Here is a 15847-nt window from a genome sequence, read left to right as displayed (position 1 = left end):
GAAAATCACATTTATGATCTTATTCCCAGGCTGCGTTTGAAAAACAAACAAAGCATTACATACAAAATAACTAAATACTAAAAATAATTTATGGCAGATTCTTTCTCTAAAAAAGAAAATTTCAAGAAAAAAATTCAAAAACAAAAAGAAAAAGCGTTAAAACGCGAAGAACGTAAAACCAACAATAACAAAGGGAAAAAGTTGGAAGACATGTTCACTTATGTAGATGAGTTCGGACGACTTACCTCTACTCCTCCTGAAGAAAGACAGGAAATTAACCTGGAAGACATCCAATTGGGTGCTGCGCCAATCATTGAAGAAGATGTACGCAAAACAGGAATCGTTACATTTTTAAGTGAAAAAGGCTATGGCTTTATCACTGAAAACAACTCCAAGGAAAATGTATTTTTCCATAATAACAATTGTGCGGAACCTGTAAAAAAAGGAAACAAAGTTTCTTTCGAAAAGGAAAAATCGGTAAAAGGATTTTCCGCAATCAATATCCAATTAGTAAAATAACAACAATTTTTTAAATAAATATAATGCAAGAAGGCACAATTAAATTTTTTAACGAAGCAAAAGGTTTCGGATTCATTTCCCCGGCAGACGGAGGAAAAGATATATTTGTACATTCTTCAGGATTGAATACAAAAACAGTCCGTGAAAATGATAAAGTAGTTTTTGATGTACAAAAAGGAGAGAAAGGATTAAACGCTGTAAATGTACAGCTGGCATAATAATATTTCATTATATTAATATCGATTAAGCTCCGAAAGGAGCTTTTTTTATTTTATAACCAACCCTATTTGAAAAACTTGAAATGATAATATCTGATTAAATTAATTAATGTTATTATCTGTACCCATAATAATACACACTTCTGTATCTGTACCCAAACTTAAGAACTCTGTAACTTTGCACTATATAAAAGCAAAGCAGTATGGAAACCACTCTTCAACATCAGCAGCTTCAGTTCTCTGAAGTTTATATTGCAGATATCACAGCATTAAAAGATATTTTTCTTCAGGCATCAAATTTGAAAAGGGTGAATGAAATTTTTGGCATTCCCTTTCTTTTGGTTAAAAAAAAGGAAAATATTTCAGGCTTTGCAAGCCTGGTCATCAACGAAACCGGGACAACAGATTTTAAAGTATATCACAAGCCGGATTTAAAACCTGAAGAAAAAGAGGCATTTACCTTACATGCCCGGAAATTTTTTAAAAGAAATGATTCTGGAAATTACAGAAAACCTGAGCAGCTGAAAAGCAGCATCGACAGAATGATCAATTGGTTAAGTATTTGATGTAAATTATTCGTATCTGATTAATAACTTCAACGATTTATTTAAAAATCTTCTATGCCCAAAAAAGAGGTCTTATATCTTAAAATCGCAAAAGCAATCACCGAACAAATACAGAGCGAAACGCTACAGTTCGGTGACCGGTTGCCATCCCTCCGAAGTGCCCAGAAATTACATAATGTAAGCCTGAATACGATCAAACAGGCCTATATGGAACTGGAGAGCCGTTCTTTGGTGGAATCCCGCCCGAAATTCGGATATTTTGTCAGCCAGACTTCACAACGGAAACTGGCATTACCTTCAGTGGTAAATCTTAAAGGATCTGAAATAAAAAAGACACCCGAAGATCTGATTGACAAAGTCTTCGGGACTATTTCCAATACGGATGTTACCCAATTCGCATTGGGGATTCCTGGGAAGAGTTTCCTGCCTTTAGCAAAGCTGAAAAAAAGTATGCTTAATGTGGTAAAAAGTAAAAATGACAGTGGAACGAATTACGAACCCGTGCAGGGAAATGAATATTTACGCCGTGAAATAGCCCAATGGTCACTGGTTCTCGAAGGAAAGATCACTGAAGATGACCTGGTCATTACATCCGGTGCGATGAATGCAATTTATAATTGTCTGATGGCGGTCACAAAACCCGGAGATTCCGTAGCGGTGGAAAGCCCGGTTTATTTTGGAATTCTTCAGGCGATTCAGTTGCTCGGATTAAAGGCAGTGGAAATCCCGACTCATCCTATTTATGGTTTAGACCTGGATGCATTAAAGGAACAATTACCTAAAATTTCAGCCTGTTGTTTTGTAACGAATTTCAACAATCCTTTAGGGTTTCAGATGCCCGATGATAAGAAAAAGGAATTGGTACAGTTAATTACTGATTACAATGTTCCCCTGATAGAAGATGATATTTATGGTAATCTTTATTTTGGAACGGAAAGACCTAAACCTTGTAAATTCTATGATGAAGCAGATCTTGTTATGTGGGTAGGATCAGTTTCCAAAGCATTGGCTCCGGGATATCGTGTAGGTTGGGTAGCGCCTGGAAAATTCAAAGATAAAATTATCCGTCAGAAACTTCTTCAGACGGTATGCAGCCCCTCATTCTATTCAGATGTTATTGCAGATTTTCTGGAACATGGGCGTTATGATCATCATTTAAGAATGTTCAGGAAGAAATTATACTCTAATTATCTCCAGATTCAAAAAGCGGTAACAACCTATTTTCCGGACAATACCAAAATCTCCGAGCCTAAAGGCGGATTTATGCTATGGCTGGAACTGGATAAGAGAATCTGTACTGAAAATTTATATGATGAAGCTTTCAGTAAAAAAATAAGTTTTGCGCCGGGAAGAATGTTTTCCCAGTATAATCAGTATGGAAACTGTATGCGGTTAAATTATGGACTGGAATGGACAGACCGTGTGGAAAATGACCTGGAACGATTAGGAAAAATGATTAAAAACAATATATAAACAACGAATAAAATTTATAAAAAATGATAGAAAGAGCCGACGAAGTAAAAATAGTGACTTATCACCCAGAGTATCAGAAAGCCTTTAAGGAATTAAATGAAGAATGGATTACGGCTTATTTTAAAATGGAGGAGAAAGACTATGAGGTACTGAATAACCCGGAAGAATATATTATCAATAAAGGCGGACATATCGTATTTGCCCTGCTCAATGGTGAGGCAGTAGGTACATGTGCCCTCATACAGTCTAAAGAATCTTCCACAGTGTATGAGCTTGCAAAAATGGCAGTAAGCCCGAAAGCACAGGGAAAACAAATCGGGTATTTAATCGGAAAAGCCCTGATAGATATTGCAAAGGAAGAAAATGCAGATCAGGTTTTCCTCGAAACAAATTCGAAACTGGTTCCGGCTGTCAGATTATATGAAAAACTTGGATTTAAGCATGTCCCTGTATCCGAATCACCTTATGAGCGCTGCAATGTAAAAATGGAACTAAACTTTGATTAGCATAAAAATCCCTCTTGCTGAGGGATTTAATTTTTATCGCTTTTTTCGTTAAAACGTTTTTCCAGTATTTGATTCCTGTACCTGAAGATATATGTCAGTTTCTTTTTCACAAAAAGTTGACGGGCAATTTCACCCAGAAATCCGAAAGGCAGCTCATAATCTACTGTATCTTTCATCAGCACTCCCTTATCATTGGCAATAAATTCATGATGATGTTTCCATAATTTATAAGGTCCTTTTTTCTGAACATCGGTAAAGCTTTTTTGAAATGACACCTGTGTAATTTCCGTTTGCCAGTTCATTCTGATCTTCATCACCGGAGAAATGTGGTAATTGATAAGCATTCCTTCGTAGATGCTATCATCTTCAAACGTTGTCAATACAGTAAAACCCATATCTTTCGGAGTAATCTCGGAAAGATTATCTGCTGAGGAAAAAAACTTCCAGGCTGTTGCTATATCACAATTCAGCTGCTGCTCTCGAAAAAGTCTGTGTATCATTATTTATTTTTCCGGAGTCTATTTATAATGCTGAAATATTCCAAAATCTGAAGGCGTCCACCATGCCGCTGTTTGTCCGGCTGCCTTCAATCCATCATTAGCCCAGGTATTACAGGTGTACAGGAAGCTGTACTTTCCTTTCGCATCATAGAAAGCATCATGATCACTGTACACAGCATTGGTAGGAATCAAAACAAAATTTCCGTTCCGGTCTTTGTCAAATTTATTCTCAACAAACTGTACCAGATTTTTATATTGCGTCCTGCTGATCATCATCATTTTGCAATCAGCACCTTCTTTCATCGATTCATAATAAGTACAGTGCATCGCTGATTCACTGAGCCAGAATGCAGCTTTAAAGGCCGTTGAAAATTTAAGGTCTGCCCAGGTCGGAGTATCCAGATAAAAACCTTTATCGCCCCAGCCTACTCCTATATACTGATAATCTGTTCTTCTGGATCTTGTATTGGAAAACGGGATCTTTGCGCTCCAGTCCTGTACATCATTTTTTACAGGCATTACAATATCGGTATGCACCCCATTGGTATAAATATAAACCGGGATCACCTTTTTTTCACCGTCGTCTTTCGCCGATACTTCTATAAAAGGCAGAAAATACCCTAATGCAGCATAAAGAACAACAATTCCGATAATGATTCCGATAATTTTCAGGACATACATTAATACCATTTTCACAGTCATGTTTTTTAATAAAATTTAATTTATATTTTTCAGTAAAAGTATTTGTTTTAATCGGAAAAATGATTAAATTTAGTTACGAAATATTACACAAATATGCGTAAAAACACTAAATCTCAAAAAAGATTTAAAATAAGAGTAAAAACAGCTCCTAAAAGAGTACAAAAAAGACGTTGATTTTCTGTGGGATTTTTATCTCCTGAAAGTCAATTTTTGTTTTTAGGAAGAGCTTTATAGCAGGTTCTTATTTTCATTAATCTTCATCTCCTTAAATCAAGAAATTTAAGGCATGATCATCAACCCTCTTTACTTTTGGAATCAAAAAATTCCAGACAGATATTTTCACCTAAAACTTTTATTCTCCATTTTGAAAAATTTCATATTGCTGTTCTTCTTTATTTCATTTTTATCTTCGGCTCAAAACAAAAAATTATTTTTCAAAACCGAAAATGACAGTATTATCAGTGTTATTGATGAAAAAGGAAATATTATTATAGAACCTTTTATATCTGAATATCATTACAATAACAATGAAGAAATACAAAACGGAATCATTTATATAAGCTTAAAAAAAGAGAAAAAAAATTACTATGTAAACAGGGAAGGTAAATTTCTTTTTTACTCATATAATAATAAAGAACCGGATACTCCAAAAGAATATTCAATAAGATTCTCCGATAAAAATGGCAAAACAGGAATAGCCGATCTGGCTGGAAATATTTTGATCCCGGCGAAATATGACTATGTCTGTCCTTTCAATTTTGGTTTCGTCTATTATTGTCAGGAATGTTATTTTGACAGAGAAAAAGATACTGAATATCCTTCATTAACAGGGGCAAAAACTTTCGGGTATCTTGATAGAAACGGAAAAGAAATTACGGTTACAGATAAAAAAAAGAATAATAAGGATACAAGAGAAGAGCATGGAAAATACATACCCTACCAGTTCTCTTATAATGATTTTGAAAAAAAAATATTGCAGAAACTTAAGAAAAACAGTGAAAAAATAAACAGAATCAACATTTCGGAAGGAGATCAATTAACATTCGAAATCATCAAAAGACCTGATCAGAATATTCCTTATTATTTTATCAAGCTTTATCGATTTCAGGAGAATGCCAATTTTTCAACGGATAATGATGATGCGGTAGGATTTAATTTTTATGCTGATGAAACAGGAAACATTTTTGTTCATCATTATCAGCGGGATGGAAACGATTATAAAAAAATCCTTGTACCACTTGATGAATGGTTAAAACATTCCGATGATTAATCTTCAAGGAACTTAATATTTCTTTTTAACCCGGCAAACTTTGTTCTTTTTACGGGTGATTTTCTGAATATTTCGGAGAACAATTCCTGGGTAATTTCTTTCCACTCTCCTTTTTTGAAATTTTTAAGAGATTCGTTGGGAGTGAATCTGCTTTGCAGATTGGGTGCTGAGAACCTATTCCATGGGCAAACATCCTGGCAGATATCACATCCGAACATCCAGTCTTCCATTTTATTTTTAAAATAATCTGGGATCTCATTCTTTAATTCTATCGTAGCGTATGAAATACATTTACTCCCATCAATAATTTTATCGGAAACAATAGCATCTGTAGGACAGGCATCAATACATTTTCTGCAGGTTCCGCAATGGCTGGTGGTTTCATTGTCGGGAATTAATTCCAGATCGCAAATAATTTCTGCTAAAAAATAAAAAGAACCGCTTTGTCTGGTGATAAGATTGGCATTTTTTCCTACCCAGCCGATTCCTGATTTTCTTGCCCAGCTTCTTTCCAGAACAGGCGCCGAATCTACGAATACCCTGAATCCAAAATCACCGATCTCCTGCTGCAGCACAGCAACCATTTCACGAAGAATATCTTTAATTACTTCATGATAGTCTTCCGCATAAGCATATTTCGAAATTTTATAATTCCCGATAGTATTGATCTTCTCTTCCGGAAAATAATTATATGATAATGAAATCACCGATTTCGAGCCTTCTACCAGCAATCTGGGATCAAGACGTTTATCGAAATGATTTTCCATGTATTTCATTTCACCATTGAAATTATTCTTAAGCCAATTCTCCAGAGGCCGTGCATCTTCTTCCAGAAATCCGGCTCTGGAAATACCACAGCTTTGGAATCCAAAACTTTCAGCCCTGGATTTTATGAGTTGAGAATATTTTTCAGCGGTTGAATTCATAATTTCGCATTGCAAAACTAAGATTATTTTATAAATTTGTTAGAGTTTGGATGTCTGAAAATACTTCATCCATCCTTTTTAAACTTTTAACATTAAATATTTAAGATTATGTCATTAATAGATGTATTAAAATCAGGAAATTATGAGTTAATTGATGTTCGTGAGCCCATGGAGCTGGAAATGGACGGTAATATAGAAGGAGCAAAAAACATTCCTTTAGGTGAAGTGGAGGACAGAAAAGAAGAAATCCTGTCTATCGAAAAGCCGGTAATTATTTTCTGCAGAAGCGGAAACAGAAGTGGAAAAGCTCTGGAATATCTTAATTCCCAAGGTTTGGCAGAGGGTTATAACGGCGGTGGCTGGGCAGATCTGAAAGCAACTATAGAAGCTAACCAGGGAACATTTTAAGAACTGACGATGGTAATTTATGATCAGATTACCGGAAGAAAATAGTTAAAGGGATTTAAAATAAATCCCTTTTTTCATACCTTTAAATCATGATAAACCTTTACGAGACCTTCAAAAAAAGCTGCTTACCTTTTACTGCAGATCAGCATCTCATCAATGATCTATGGCTGGAAATCGAGCAGAAATATTCAGGAAAAGGAAGATATTATCATAATCTGGAACATATCGGGAATATGTTTTTAGAGATTGAAGCGGTAAAAAAATTTATTTCCAACTTCAGCAATATTTCTTTTGCTATTTTTTATCATGATGTGATTTATGATTCTTCTTCGAAATCGAATGAAGAGAAAAGTGCAGAATTTGCCCAAACAAGGCTTCAAAAATTGCCTATGGATCATGAATCTGTGAATCGGGTTTGCAAGCAGATTGTAGCAACAAAAACACATCAAAAGTCCAGCGATACTGATACTAATTATTTGCTGGATGCTGATCTTTCAATTTTAGGAAAGAACCTGGAAACTTATCTCGATTATACCCGGAAGATCAGAAAGGAATATTCTATTTATCCCGATTTTCTTTATAAGCCCGGAAGAAAAAAAGTTCTTCAGCATTTTTTAGAACTGGATAATATTTTTAAAACGGATTATTTCAAGGAGCGATATGAGGTGCAGGCAAAACTGAATATTGAATATGAACTACGCAGTTTATAAGTTACGGCTAAAAACTGCTCCTAATGATACTTATTTTTCCACCACAGATTTACACGGATGATTATAGCTTTTAATTTGTCATGTAAATTTTTGCCAAAGCCAATATTTTATTTTTTTAATGGATACGTTATCTGCTAAATCTGCGAGAATTAATTTTAAAATCAAAATTGTTGAAGAAACTCTGAAATTTTATTTAAAACCAGATCCGGGGCTTCTTTATGTGGAGTATGTCCTACATCCGGAATAATATATTTTTCCGTTTTTCCACTTACCTGACTAATGGTTTTTTCAACCTGATCCAATGTTCCGTATTCGTCTGCTTCACCCTGAATAAACAATAACGGACAGGTAATATTTTTCAAAAGGTGTTCAATATTCCAGTTTCTGTAGTCGTCACGGAGCCAGGTTTCCGTCCATGCTTTGAACAGCATTTCAACCTTATCTCCATGGTATTTCTGCAGACGCTTAGGCAGATCAGTGGTTTTATAAGCTTCCCATGCATCAGAAACTCCTTTTAAGGTCACTTCTTCCACGAAAATATGCCCTGCTTCACAGATAATGCTTTTTATCCTTTCCGGATATTTACTTGCTGTAATTAAAGCAATGGTTCCGCCATCGCTATGCCCGAAAAGTATGGCATCCCTGATGTTTCGTTTTACCAGCAAATCATTTAATATATCAGCTTCAAGCTCCATATAATTTGTTGGTCTCCCATAAGTCTGCATCGGATCAGATTTTCCATAGCCGATCCGATCGTAAGCCAAAACATTGCATTGGGCTTTTTCTGCTATCTTTACAGGCAAATCTCTCCAAAGCTGTACACTTCCTAAAGAATCGTGTAAAAAAACAATTGTGGGTTTGCTTTCATACAGGCTATGGTATTCTATATAAAGTTTTTTCCCTTTTACTTCAATTAATTTATTCTGCATTCAATCCAAGGTACATTAAAAAACAGGCATTTTGGTTTCTTTAAACTCTTTTAATAAATTATTGAAAACAGTTTCCACAGGAAGAATTTCATCGATTAAAGCTGAAACCTGTCCTATTTCCAGTTCACCTTCTTCCATATCACCTTCAAACATCCCGCGCTTTGCCCTTGCCCTGCCTAAAGAAGTGATTAAGGCTTCTGTATTTCTTCCGGTCTGGTAAATTTCTTCAAGCTCATTAAAGAACTTATTTTTAACCATTCTTACCGGGGCCAGTTCTTTTAAGGTAAGATGGGTATCCCCTTCATTCAGTTCTACAATTTTCTTTTTCCAGTTATCATGGGCACTGGCTTCTGTTGTAGCCGCAAAACGTGAGCCTATCTGCACTCCGTCTGCTCCTAAAATCATTGCTGCCTTCATTTGTGAGCCTAAAGCGATTCCACCTGCGGCAATCAATGGTTTTGAGATGTGTTTTTTTACGTTGGGAATTAAACAGAAAGAGGTGGTTTCGTCTCTTCCGTTATGTCCGCCTGCTTCAAAACCTTCGGCAACTACAGCATCTACTCCTGCATCTTCACATTTTACTGCAAATTTTGTAGAGGAAACTACGTGAGCTACTTTCAGCCCTTCTTTCTGTAAAGTTTCGGTATAAGTTTTCGGATTTCCCGCAGAGGTAAAAACAATTTTCACTCCTTCTTCCAGAATGATCTGTATCACTTCATCAAGATTCGGGTACAGCATCGGAACATTCACCCCAAACGGTTTATCTGTTGCAGCTTTACATTTCTGAATATTTTCCCTCAATATATCGGGATACATGCTTCCGGCTCCTATTAAACCCAATCCACCGCAATTAGAAACAGCCGAGGCCAATCTCCAGCCCGAATGCCAGATCATTCCGGCCTGGATAACGGGATATTGTATGTTAAAAAGTTCTGTAATTCTATTTTGTGCTGATTCCATTTCCTGAAGCTTTTTCGCTGTATTGAAGTCTATAAAATTGCTCATGCTGTAAAAATACTAAAAACATGGAATCCAAGAAATATCAGATAAAAAAAACCTTCGGAAATTCCGAAGGTTTAAAATTTATTTTTTGATAGATTCTTTTTTCCAGGTTGCCTTGAACTGGCAAGAATCGTAACGGCCGTCTATCGATATAAATGTGGTCGGAAGTTTAGTGTTGACAAACTTTTCAACCATTTCATTCCGCTTTTTATTCAGAGCCATCTGTTTTATTCTGTCATAATCAGTTTCCAGGGTAATCTGGTGGGCAGGAATCACATCTTCGATCTTCACAATTTTCACTACTTTTCTTTTTCTTTCATCCTCATCATCAAAAGCAGTTGTGATATCATTTTTATTTAACCCGGCAAGCTCATAGCTGATTGTTCCCGGAATACTTTCTTTTTCAATTTTACTGGATCCGTCAGATCCGGCAATTACCCCGCTATTGAATTTGGTTCTTTTATCATCCGAAAATTTAAAAGCAGCATCTTTAAACGTTATTTTTCCATCTGTGATCAGTGTCCTGATACTGTCCAGTTTGCTTTTAGCAGTCTTAATCTCTTCTTCTGTAGGGGTTGCCATTAAAAGAATATGCCTTGCATCATAAATTTTCCCCGATCTTTTTATCAGCTGAATAATATGATATCCGAATTCGGATTCTATAGGTTCTGAAATTTCACCTTCCTGAAGGTTCAGGGCTGCAGCTTCAAACGGTTTTACCATCTGTCCTTTAGAGATATTCTTCATCAGACCTCCATTGGATGCTGATCCCGGATCTTCAGAGTATATTCTTGCCTGGCTTTCAAAGCTTTCACCGCCGGCGATATCCTGCTTGATTTTTTTAAGCTTGTCGATCAGTTCATTTTTATGAGCTTCTGTCAATTTAGGATACATCATGATCTGGGCTAAAGAAACCTCGTCTTTGATCTCCGGTAACTGCATTTTATAAAGGTTATAGAAATCTGTCACCTCGTTTGGTGTAACGTCTGCTTTTTCTGTTACCCTCTGGTATTTTGCCTGCCCGTAATAGGAGTCTGTATCTATTTTTTCAATAGCGTTCTTCATCTCATATCCGTTTCTGAATTTATAAGCGGCTAACATTGCCTTTTCATCAGGAAACTGAGAAAGTAACTGGGTATATTTAGCATTTGCCTGCTCTTTAATCGCAGCAGAACGGTTTTCAATTAAGGTATCTTTTTTAGCTTCGTAAACAAGAAGTTTGTTGTTAAGAAGATTTTCCAAAAACTCACATTTATCTACATTAGAAGCTCCTTGCTGCTTTCCATAGTTCATTTGTTCTTCCACATCAGATTCCAGAACAATTTCATCACCGATTACAGCAGCAATACCATCCACCAGGTCTCCTTGTTTTAGCTGAGCATTCATGCTGCTTGTCGCAAACAACATTATAAAAACTCCAAAGAGAAAAGTGGTTTTTAGTTTATTTATCATTTTACTATTTTAAACAAGTTGCAAATTTAGAATTCTTAATGAATTACACTAAATTTTTTATTATAAATATTTCTTAAAAAGACGTATTTATTGCAGTTCGACATCAAATGTCGTTAATTCTTTGAATTGTCTCAGTCTGCCGAACATATCTGCTTCTTTTACTTCCAGAAGTCTTTCTGTTCCGAATTTCTCAACAGTAAATGATGCCATTGCGGAACCTACGATTAATGCAGACTTCATCGTTTCAAAATCGAACTTTCCTTTTTTAGCCAGATAAGCAGCAAAGCCACCTGCAAAAGTATCTCCAGCACCGGTAGGATCAAAAACATCTTCTAACGGTAATGCAGGGATTGCAAATACTTTGTTATCATGGAAAAGTAAAGCTCCGTGCTCCCCTTTTTTAATGATAACATATTTAGGCCCCATTGTATGAATCTTTTTAGCTGCTTTTACCAGAGAATATTCTCCTGAAAGTTGTCTCGCCTCTTCATCATTAATGGTGATCACATCTGTTTTGGCAATCATTTCCATTAAAATATCCAAAGCTGAATCCATCCAGAAATTCATGGTATCTAAAATAACCAGTTTAGGACGTTGATTCATTTTTTCAAGAACAGACAACTGAACACCCGGGTGAAGGTTTCCTAAAAGTAAAATCTCTGCATCCTGCATAGAATCAGGTATTTTAGGATCAAAATTTTCTAAAACGTTTACTTCTGTAGCTAAAGTATCTCTTGTATTTAAATCATTGTGATATTTTCCTGCCCAGAAAAATGTTTTTCCTTCTTTTACGATTTCAAGCCCTTCAATATTTATATTTCTTGCGGTAAACATATCAAGATGCTCTTGCGGGAAATCTCCTCCAACAACAGAAACGATTCCTGAATGTACGCCCAGAATAGATGAAGTAATTCCGATATACGTGGCGGCACCTCCTAAAATTTTATCTGTTTTACCAAATGGCGTTTCAATTGCATCAAATGCAACACTTCCTACAACTAAAAGTTTCATATATTTTTCAATCTATTTTAAATAATTATTTTTTCCATTCAAAAGTGTCCAGCAGGTGTTTCATATCTTTTTTGATATAATCTACCGCCGGGGCCAGAGAATCCGGCTTTGGTCTTGTATTAAAGTATAAATAAGCCGTTACGAAATGGCGTGTGCTGTCTGTAATGTAAAACTGAAGGTTGGAGGCCGTCTGACCTTTCAGCTCATAAAAATTGCCATATACCTTTTTTTCAGGATATTCGAAAGATTTGGTATCAATGGCACTGGCTTTAATCGTATGCTCATAGACCATTTTTTCCGCTTCTTTGATGTGCTCTGCAAAATCATTCTGAACCGGATAATAGGTCACAAAAATTTTGGCTTTCATTTTCGGATAATTCAGATAATACCAGCATGGTCTTTTGGCATCCGTGATTTTAGCAAAATCAGAGTATTCAAAGCTGTAAGCACAGTCAGGCTCAAACTTCTGGTATTTTGGTGCGGGATATTCCAAACGTAATTCTCCGTAAGGCTTGGGAATCGGGTCTTTCCCACATGAAATTAAAAGCAGTGAAGCAAATATAAAAATGACTTTTTTGATCATTTTGCAAAAGTACAAATTAGATTTCAGATTTTATAAGACAAATTTCAGTCTTTCAATGAGTTTTGAATATAATTCTCCAAAGGTTTGGGAAATGATTTTTCATGAGAGGCTTTAACATCTGTGATAAGGTATGAATTCCGGGTTGTAAAATCATTCCAGATATCTTCTGAAGTGATCTCAACATCGGAAATTTCAATCGTTAAATTCTTATGTGTCAGTTTATGGGTAACTGTTTTTGTCTTCTTAATAAATGGCTCCATCTCTTCGGGAATCGAAGGCAGGAATTCAAACAGCTTTTTCCAGATGAAATCATCTTTCCTTTGTTGGATTAAAAACCGGTTCCGGTGATAAACGAAATAATATCTAAGGTGCAGATCTTCCGTCTTAATTTTTTTAGTTTTAACCGGAAAATCCGATATCCGGCTCATTGAAAATGCAAGACAGTTTTCATGTAAAGGGCATTCTTCACAAAGTGGATTCTTCGGTTTACAGATCTCAGATCCGAGATCCATCATCGCCTGGTTGAAATCACCTGCATTTTCGGGCATTATCAGATTCGCCAGTTCAGAAAAATACGTAAATGCTCTTGAATTTGAAATGTCAAAGTCATCAGCAAAAATGCGACTCAGTACCCGATAGAAATTTCCGTCTACAGCAGGCATTTTACCATCAAAACAGATGCTTGAAACTGCAGCTGCCGTATATTTTCCAATGCCTTTGAGTTGTAGGATTTCCTCATATTCATATGGAAAAACACCATGATACTCATTCATGATCTGCTGAGCAGCTTTGTGGATATTGATCGCTCTGGAATAGTATCCGAGTCCTTTCCAGTATAATAAAACCTCATTTTCTTCAGCTTCGGCCAAAGTTTGAACATCCGGAAACCTTTTTATGAAATTATTATAATGATTAAGCCCCTGGGTGATTCTCGTCTGTTGAAAAACAATTTCACAGATCCAGATTTTATAAGGATCTTTTGTTTGTCTGAAAGGTAAATCCCTTGCATTTTCCTTGTACCAATCCAGAAGTTTTTCCCCAATATAGAGAAAGTCTGAATTGCTGTCATTCTTTTTCAAAAACCTAGTGTTTAGTTCTACCGACATTGTTTATTGAAATGCTTCGACTATGCTTAGCATCTTATTATTCCACAAAGATAAAACTATTTATTTTTCTTCACTTACCGAATATACCGGAGCCGCTTTAAGCCATTTATATTTCAGATGTTTTTCTTCGGCAATAAGACGGTAGCCATCCAATTTTTTGAGAAAGACATACATCGAATCTTTTTTCAGTTTTAACCTTTGATTGGAAAGAAATTCAAACGGATATTTCATTACAGAATCCGTCTTGGTTTTTAAGAGAGTTCCTGAACTTACCTTATAAATAAAAATAGCCTTCCCACGGCTTGAAGAGCTGTCTACAAGCTTCATTTCAGAGCTTGTCAGCACCAGGTCACTTCCGTCATAGCATTCATCTGCATTCATGATATAAGCTTTCCCTTCCTGTCTTTCGTCTGCAAACAGGTCTACTTTATGATCTTTAGAGATAGGCTGCTTTTCACAGCTCACTATAAAAGCCATCAGTAAAACGGGGAGGAAGCAATAATACTTCAGTTTGTTATTAATCAGATTAATTTTCATATGATTTGGTAGAAAAAAACCGATGTTTGAATACATCGGTTTTTATTGTTAAAATGGGTTGAATTAGTCCTGAATGTATTCTGCATCCCATTCGTTACCATCATCCCCTTTGTGCCCGTCTAATTTAATAACGAAACTTTTTGTAGGGAAATAAGGAGTCAAACGGATATCCAGCCATACTCTGTCTTTATTTACTTTATCCTGCTCGAAGCGAACGATTTTGAATTTTTCAATAAGTTTATCCGCTCCTTTGATATTATCCAGGAACGTTACGATTTGTCTTCTCAGATCATCTTCGTTTTTCGCATTCCAGTTTTCGAATGCTCTTCTGTTCAGGAAGTCTAATAAAACTTTAGTTACATAGTCAAATACACGAACAACGGAATAGGTCTGAAGCCCGATATTGTCTCCTGTAAATAATGTTTTGGCTGAGAATGCCATGATTTTACCATATTCGTTAACCATAGGTACCAATCCCATTTTTTCCAACTGAGAAATTTCACTTTTCTTCAATTCGAATTTTACGGCATCTACTTCGTTAATGTTACCATGTTTTTTACCTGCAGCTACCTGAGACATTAATGTTTTATGGATTTTTCCGGCTAATGAAGTTGAAGGCGGAAGCTCTACATTTTCTTCTTCCCCTACTTCCTCTGCTCTTCCACGCCCTACAAGCCAGTTACAGGTCATGATTACATTACTTCTGTGAAGTTCACCTCCTGTAAGGTTAGCAGAATGGAATAAATCTACCACATCATCCGGTTTATCAAGATTAGCAAAATCGGTAACCATCATTACTTTGTTTTCGTTACAGATTTTCGCCCATTTCTCAATCACTTTATTTGATCCAAGGTACCCGGGAACCGCAAAGATAGAATAGTTGTCTCTAAGGTCTAAACGATCGTAGTAACTTTTGAATTCTTCTGCAATGGCATCGATAAACAGTGGGTTATCAAGGTCTGAAAGCTGCTCTAGGCTTGCATTGACGATGTTTACATTGTCTACTTTGTCGAGTTCTGTATTTTTATAAAACTGGGCAACCGTTCTATAGTTTGTTTCTAACTGACGAACTGCATCCAGTGCATTTTTCAGATTAGACTTTAAGTTCTGTTCGGCCTGCTGTGCTTTATTTTTACAGGTTTCAGCCATTTTATCAGCAGATTCGTTTCCTTCTAAAAGACTCACCCAGAGGTTGATCTTTTGAAGTAACTCTTTTCTTTCTTCTGATTTATTATTGTCATTAAGGAAAATTTCTTTCCTTGCCTTCCTTGTAGGGTTCATATTGGCAATACCATCTACAACGGATTCTACAAATCCAAACCCACCCATTTTGTTGAGTTCGGCAAGGGGATTTCCTTTTGGCTGTCCCGAATGTTGTTGCTGCTGACCTTGTTGTTGGTTTTCTGCCGGTTGTAATTTACTATCCATG

The 15847-nt window shown here is 36.1% G+C and carries 19 protein-coding genes; 8 read left to right on the top strand and 11 right to left on the bottom strand.

Annotated features, from left to right (window positions below):
• The first annotated feature begins 90 nt into the window (after nucleotides 1-90).
• From PMI13_RS05900 to PMI13_RS05880, 5 genes are all read left to right on the top strand, one after another.
• On the top strand, nucleotides 91-519 hold the full coding sequence (locus PMI13_RS05900; RefSeq protein ID WP_007841612.1) for a cold shock domain-containing protein: 429 nt from the start codon (nucleotides 91-93) through the stop codon (nucleotides 517-519).
• A 23-nt stretch (nucleotides 520-542) separates the two neighbouring features.
• Nucleotides 543-737, top strand: coding sequence for a cold-shock protein (locus PMI13_RS05895; protein ID WP_007841611.1), 195 nt, complete (start codon nucleotides 543-545; stop codon nucleotides 735-737).
• A 203-nt stretch (nucleotides 738-940) separates the two neighbouring features.
• Nucleotides 941-1303 (top strand): hypothetical protein, encoded by a 363-nt coding sequence (locus PMI13_RS05890; RefSeq protein WP_007841610.1) that lies wholly within the window; start codon nucleotides 941-943, stop codon nucleotides 1301-1303.
• A gap of 54 nt (nucleotides 1304-1357) precedes the next feature.
• A complete protein-coding gene (locus PMI13_RS05885; RefSeq protein WP_007841609.1) occupies nucleotides 1358-2776 on the top strand; it encodes an aminotransferase-like domain-containing protein in 1419 nt (472 codons plus the stop codon).
• A gap of 23 nt (nucleotides 2777-2799) precedes the next feature.
• Nucleotides 2800-3282, top strand: coding sequence for a GNAT family N-acetyltransferase (locus PMI13_RS05880; protein ID WP_007841608.1), 483 nt, complete (start codon nucleotides 2800-2802; stop codon nucleotides 3280-3282).
• 26 nt (nucleotides 3283-3308) lie between these two features.
• On the opposite strand, the gene PMI13_RS05875 is transcribed toward PMI13_RS05880, so the two are convergent.
• Nucleotides 3309-3782 (bottom strand): SRPBCC family protein, encoded by a 474-nt coding sequence (locus tag PMI13_RS05875; protein WP_007841607.1) that lies wholly within the window; start codon nucleotides 3780-3782, stop codon nucleotides 3309-3311.
• A gap of 18 nt (nucleotides 3783-3800) precedes the next feature.
• The gene (locus tag PMI13_RS05870) at nucleotides 3801-4484 is read right to left on the bottom strand and encodes a TIGR02117 family protein (protein ID WP_156104387.1); all 684 of its coding nucleotides are present in this window, start codon (nucleotides 4482-4484) and stop codon (nucleotides 3801-3803) included.
• Between the two features lie 364 nt (nucleotides 4485-4848).
• Between PMI13_RS05870 and PMI13_RS05865 the strand changes: the two genes are divergently transcribed.
• Complete coding sequence (locus PMI13_RS05865) at nucleotides 4849-5754, top strand: WG repeat-containing protein (protein ID WP_157158215.1); 906 nt, start codon at nucleotides 4849-4851, stop codon at nucleotides 5752-5754.
• Here the strand turns inward: PMI13_RS05865 and queG are convergent.
• Nucleotides 5751-6680 carry a tRNA epoxyqueuosine(34) reductase QueG gene (gene queG / locus PMI13_RS05860; protein WP_007841602.1) on the bottom strand — a complete coding sequence of 310 codons (930 nt, stop codon included), beginning with the start codon at nucleotides 6678-6680 and terminating at the stop codon, nucleotides 5751-5753. The genes PMI13_RS05865 and queG overlap by 4 nt on opposite strands.
• Before the next feature lie 108 nt (nucleotides 6681-6788).
• On the opposite strand from queG, the gene PMI13_RS05855 reads away from it, so the two are divergent.
• Together PMI13_RS05855 and PMI13_RS05850 are read left to right on the top strand one after the other, a co-directional pair.
• Nucleotides 6789-7088 (top strand): rhodanese-like domain-containing protein, encoded by a 300-nt coding sequence (locus PMI13_RS05855; RefSeq protein WP_007841601.1) that lies wholly within the window; start codon nucleotides 6789-6791, stop codon nucleotides 7086-7088.
• Nucleotides 7089-7177: 89 nt separating this feature from the next.
• Entirely contained in the window at nucleotides 7178-7798 is a 621-nt protein-coding gene (locus PMI13_RS05850; protein ID WP_007841600.1) for an HD domain-containing protein, read from the top strand.
• A 161-nt stretch (nucleotides 7799-7959) separates the two neighbouring features.
• Here PMI13_RS05850 and PMI13_RS05845 read toward each other — a convergent pair whose 3' ends face one another.
• The 8 genes from PMI13_RS05845 to PMI13_RS05810 all read right to left on the bottom strand — a co-directional run bounded on the left by PMI13_RS05845 (nucleotide 7960) and on the right by PMI13_RS05810 (nucleotide 15846).
• Entirely contained in the window at nucleotides 7960-8727 is a 768-nt protein-coding gene (locus PMI13_RS05845) for an alpha/beta fold hydrolase (protein WP_007841599.1), read from the bottom strand.
• 15 nt (nucleotides 8728-8742) lie between these two features.
• A complete protein-coding gene (locus tag PMI13_RS05840; RefSeq protein WP_185096102.1) occupies nucleotides 8743-9732 on the bottom strand; it encodes an NAD(P)H-dependent flavin oxidoreductase in 990 nt (329 codons plus the stop codon).
• Nucleotides 9733-9810: 78 nt separating this feature from the next.
• Nucleotides 9811-11181 carry a peptidylprolyl isomerase gene (locus PMI13_RS05835; RefSeq protein ID WP_007841597.1) on the bottom strand — a complete coding sequence of 457 codons (1371 nt, stop codon included), beginning with the start codon at nucleotides 11179-11181 and terminating at the stop codon, nucleotides 9811-9813.
• 87 nt (nucleotides 11182-11268) lie between these two features.
• Nucleotides 11269-12192, bottom strand: coding sequence for a PfkB family carbohydrate kinase (locus PMI13_RS05830; RefSeq protein WP_007841596.1), 924 nt, complete (start codon nucleotides 12190-12192; stop codon nucleotides 11269-11271).
• A gap of 25 nt (nucleotides 12193-12217) precedes the next feature.
• Complete coding sequence (gene gldD / locus PMI13_RS05825) at nucleotides 12218-12775, bottom strand: gliding motility lipoprotein GldD (RefSeq protein ID WP_007841595.1); 558 nt, start codon at nucleotides 12773-12775, stop codon at nucleotides 12218-12220.
• Between the two features lie 44 nt (nucleotides 12776-12819).
• The gene (gene mutY, locus PMI13_RS05820; RefSeq protein WP_007841594.1) at nucleotides 12820-13881 is read right to left on the bottom strand and encodes an A/G-specific adenine glycosylase; all 1062 of its coding nucleotides are present in this window, start codon (nucleotides 13879-13881) and stop codon (nucleotides 12820-12822) included.
• Between the two features lie 60 nt (nucleotides 13882-13941).
• Nucleotides 13942-14418 (bottom strand): hypothetical protein, encoded by a 477-nt coding sequence (locus PMI13_RS05815; protein WP_156104385.1) that lies wholly within the window; start codon nucleotides 14416-14418, stop codon nucleotides 13942-13944.
• A 63-nt stretch (nucleotides 14419-14481) separates the two neighbouring features.
• On the bottom strand, nucleotides 14482-15846 hold the full coding sequence (locus PMI13_RS05810) for a DUF5458 family protein (protein WP_007841592.1): 1365 nt from the start codon (nucleotides 15844-15846) through the stop codon (nucleotides 14482-14484).
• Between the last annotated feature and the right edge of the window lies 1 nt (nucleotide 15847).

The organism is Chryseobacterium populi (assembly GCF_000282115.1).
Lineage (GTDB): Bacteria > Bacteroidota > Bacteroidia > Flavobacteriales > Weeksellaceae > Chryseobacterium > Chryseobacterium populi.
Note: the sequence above shows the minus strand (reverse complement) of the source record. Positions and strands in the feature narration are given on the sequence as shown.

What these genes read in the sequence shown, in the direction of transcription:
- PMI13_RS05845 (WP_007841599.1), bottom strand. Translation starts at nt 8,727, where the DNA reads ATGCAGAATAAATTAATTGAAGTAAAAGGGAAAAAACTTTATATAGAA.
- PMI13_RS05870 (WP_156104387.1), bottom strand. Translation starts at nt 4,484, where the DNA reads ATGACTGTGAAAATGGTATTAATGTATGTCCTGAAAATTATCGGAATC.
- gldD (WP_007841595.1), bottom strand. Translation starts at nt 12,775, where the DNA reads ATGATCAAAAAAGTCATTTTTATATTTGCTTCACTGCTTTTAATTTCA.
- PMI13_RS05815 (WP_156104385.1), bottom strand. Translation starts at nt 14,418, where the DNA reads ATGAAAATTAATCTGATTAATAACAAACTGAAGTATTATTGCTTCCTC.
- PMI13_RS05810 (WP_007841592.1), bottom strand. Translation starts at nt 15,846, where the DNA reads ATGGATAGTAAATTACAACCGGCAGAAAACCAACAACAAGGTCAGCAG.
- PMI13_RS05830 (WP_007841596.1), bottom strand. Translation starts at nt 12,192, where the DNA reads ATGAAACTTTTAGTTGTAGGAAGTGTTGCATTTGATGCAATTGAAACG.
- PMI13_RS05855 (WP_007841601.1), top strand. Translation starts at nt 6,789, where the DNA reads ATGTCATTAATAGATGTATTAAAATCAGGAAATTATGAGTTAATTGAT.
- PMI13_RS05840 (WP_185096102.1), bottom strand. Translation starts at nt 9,732, where the DNA reads ATGAGCAATTTTATAGACTTCAATACAGCGAAAAAGCTTCAGGAAATG.
- PMI13_RS05850 (WP_007841600.1), top strand. Translation starts at nt 7,178, where the DNA reads ATGATAAACCTTTACGAGACCTTCAAAAAAAGCTGCTTACCTTTTACT.
- PMI13_RS05835 (WP_007841597.1), bottom strand. Translation starts at nt 11,181, where the DNA reads ATGATAAATAAACTAAAAACCACTTTTCTCTTTGGAGTTTTTATAATG.
- PMI13_RS05900 (WP_007841612.1), top strand. Translation starts at nt 91, where the DNA reads ATGGCAGATTCTTTCTCTAAAAAAGAAAATTTCAAGAAAAAAATTCAA.
- PMI13_RS05880 (WP_007841608.1), top strand. Translation starts at nt 2,800, where the DNA reads ATGATAGAAAGAGCCGACGAAGTAAAAATAGTGACTTATCACCCAGAG.
- PMI13_RS05895 (WP_007841611.1), top strand. Translation starts at nt 543, where the DNA reads ATGCAAGAAGGCACAATTAAATTTTTTAACGAAGCAAAAGGTTTCGGA.
- queG (WP_007841602.1), bottom strand. Translation starts at nt 6,680, where the DNA reads ATGAATTCAACCGCTGAAAAATATTCTCAACTCATAAAATCCAGGGCT.
- mutY (WP_007841594.1), bottom strand. Translation starts at nt 13,881, where the DNA reads ATGTCGGTAGAACTAAACACTAGGTTTTTGAAAAAGAATGACAGCAAT.
- PMI13_RS05890 (WP_007841610.1), top strand. Translation starts at nt 941, where the DNA reads ATGGAAACCACTCTTCAACATCAGCAGCTTCAGTTCTCTGAAGTTTAT.
- PMI13_RS05875 (WP_007841607.1), bottom strand. Translation starts at nt 3,782, where the DNA reads ATGATACACAGACTTTTTCGAGAGCAGCAGCTGAATTGTGATATAGCA.
- PMI13_RS05885 (WP_007841609.1), top strand. Translation starts at nt 1,358, where the DNA reads ATGCCCAAAAAAGAGGTCTTATATCTTAAAATCGCAAAAGCAATCACC.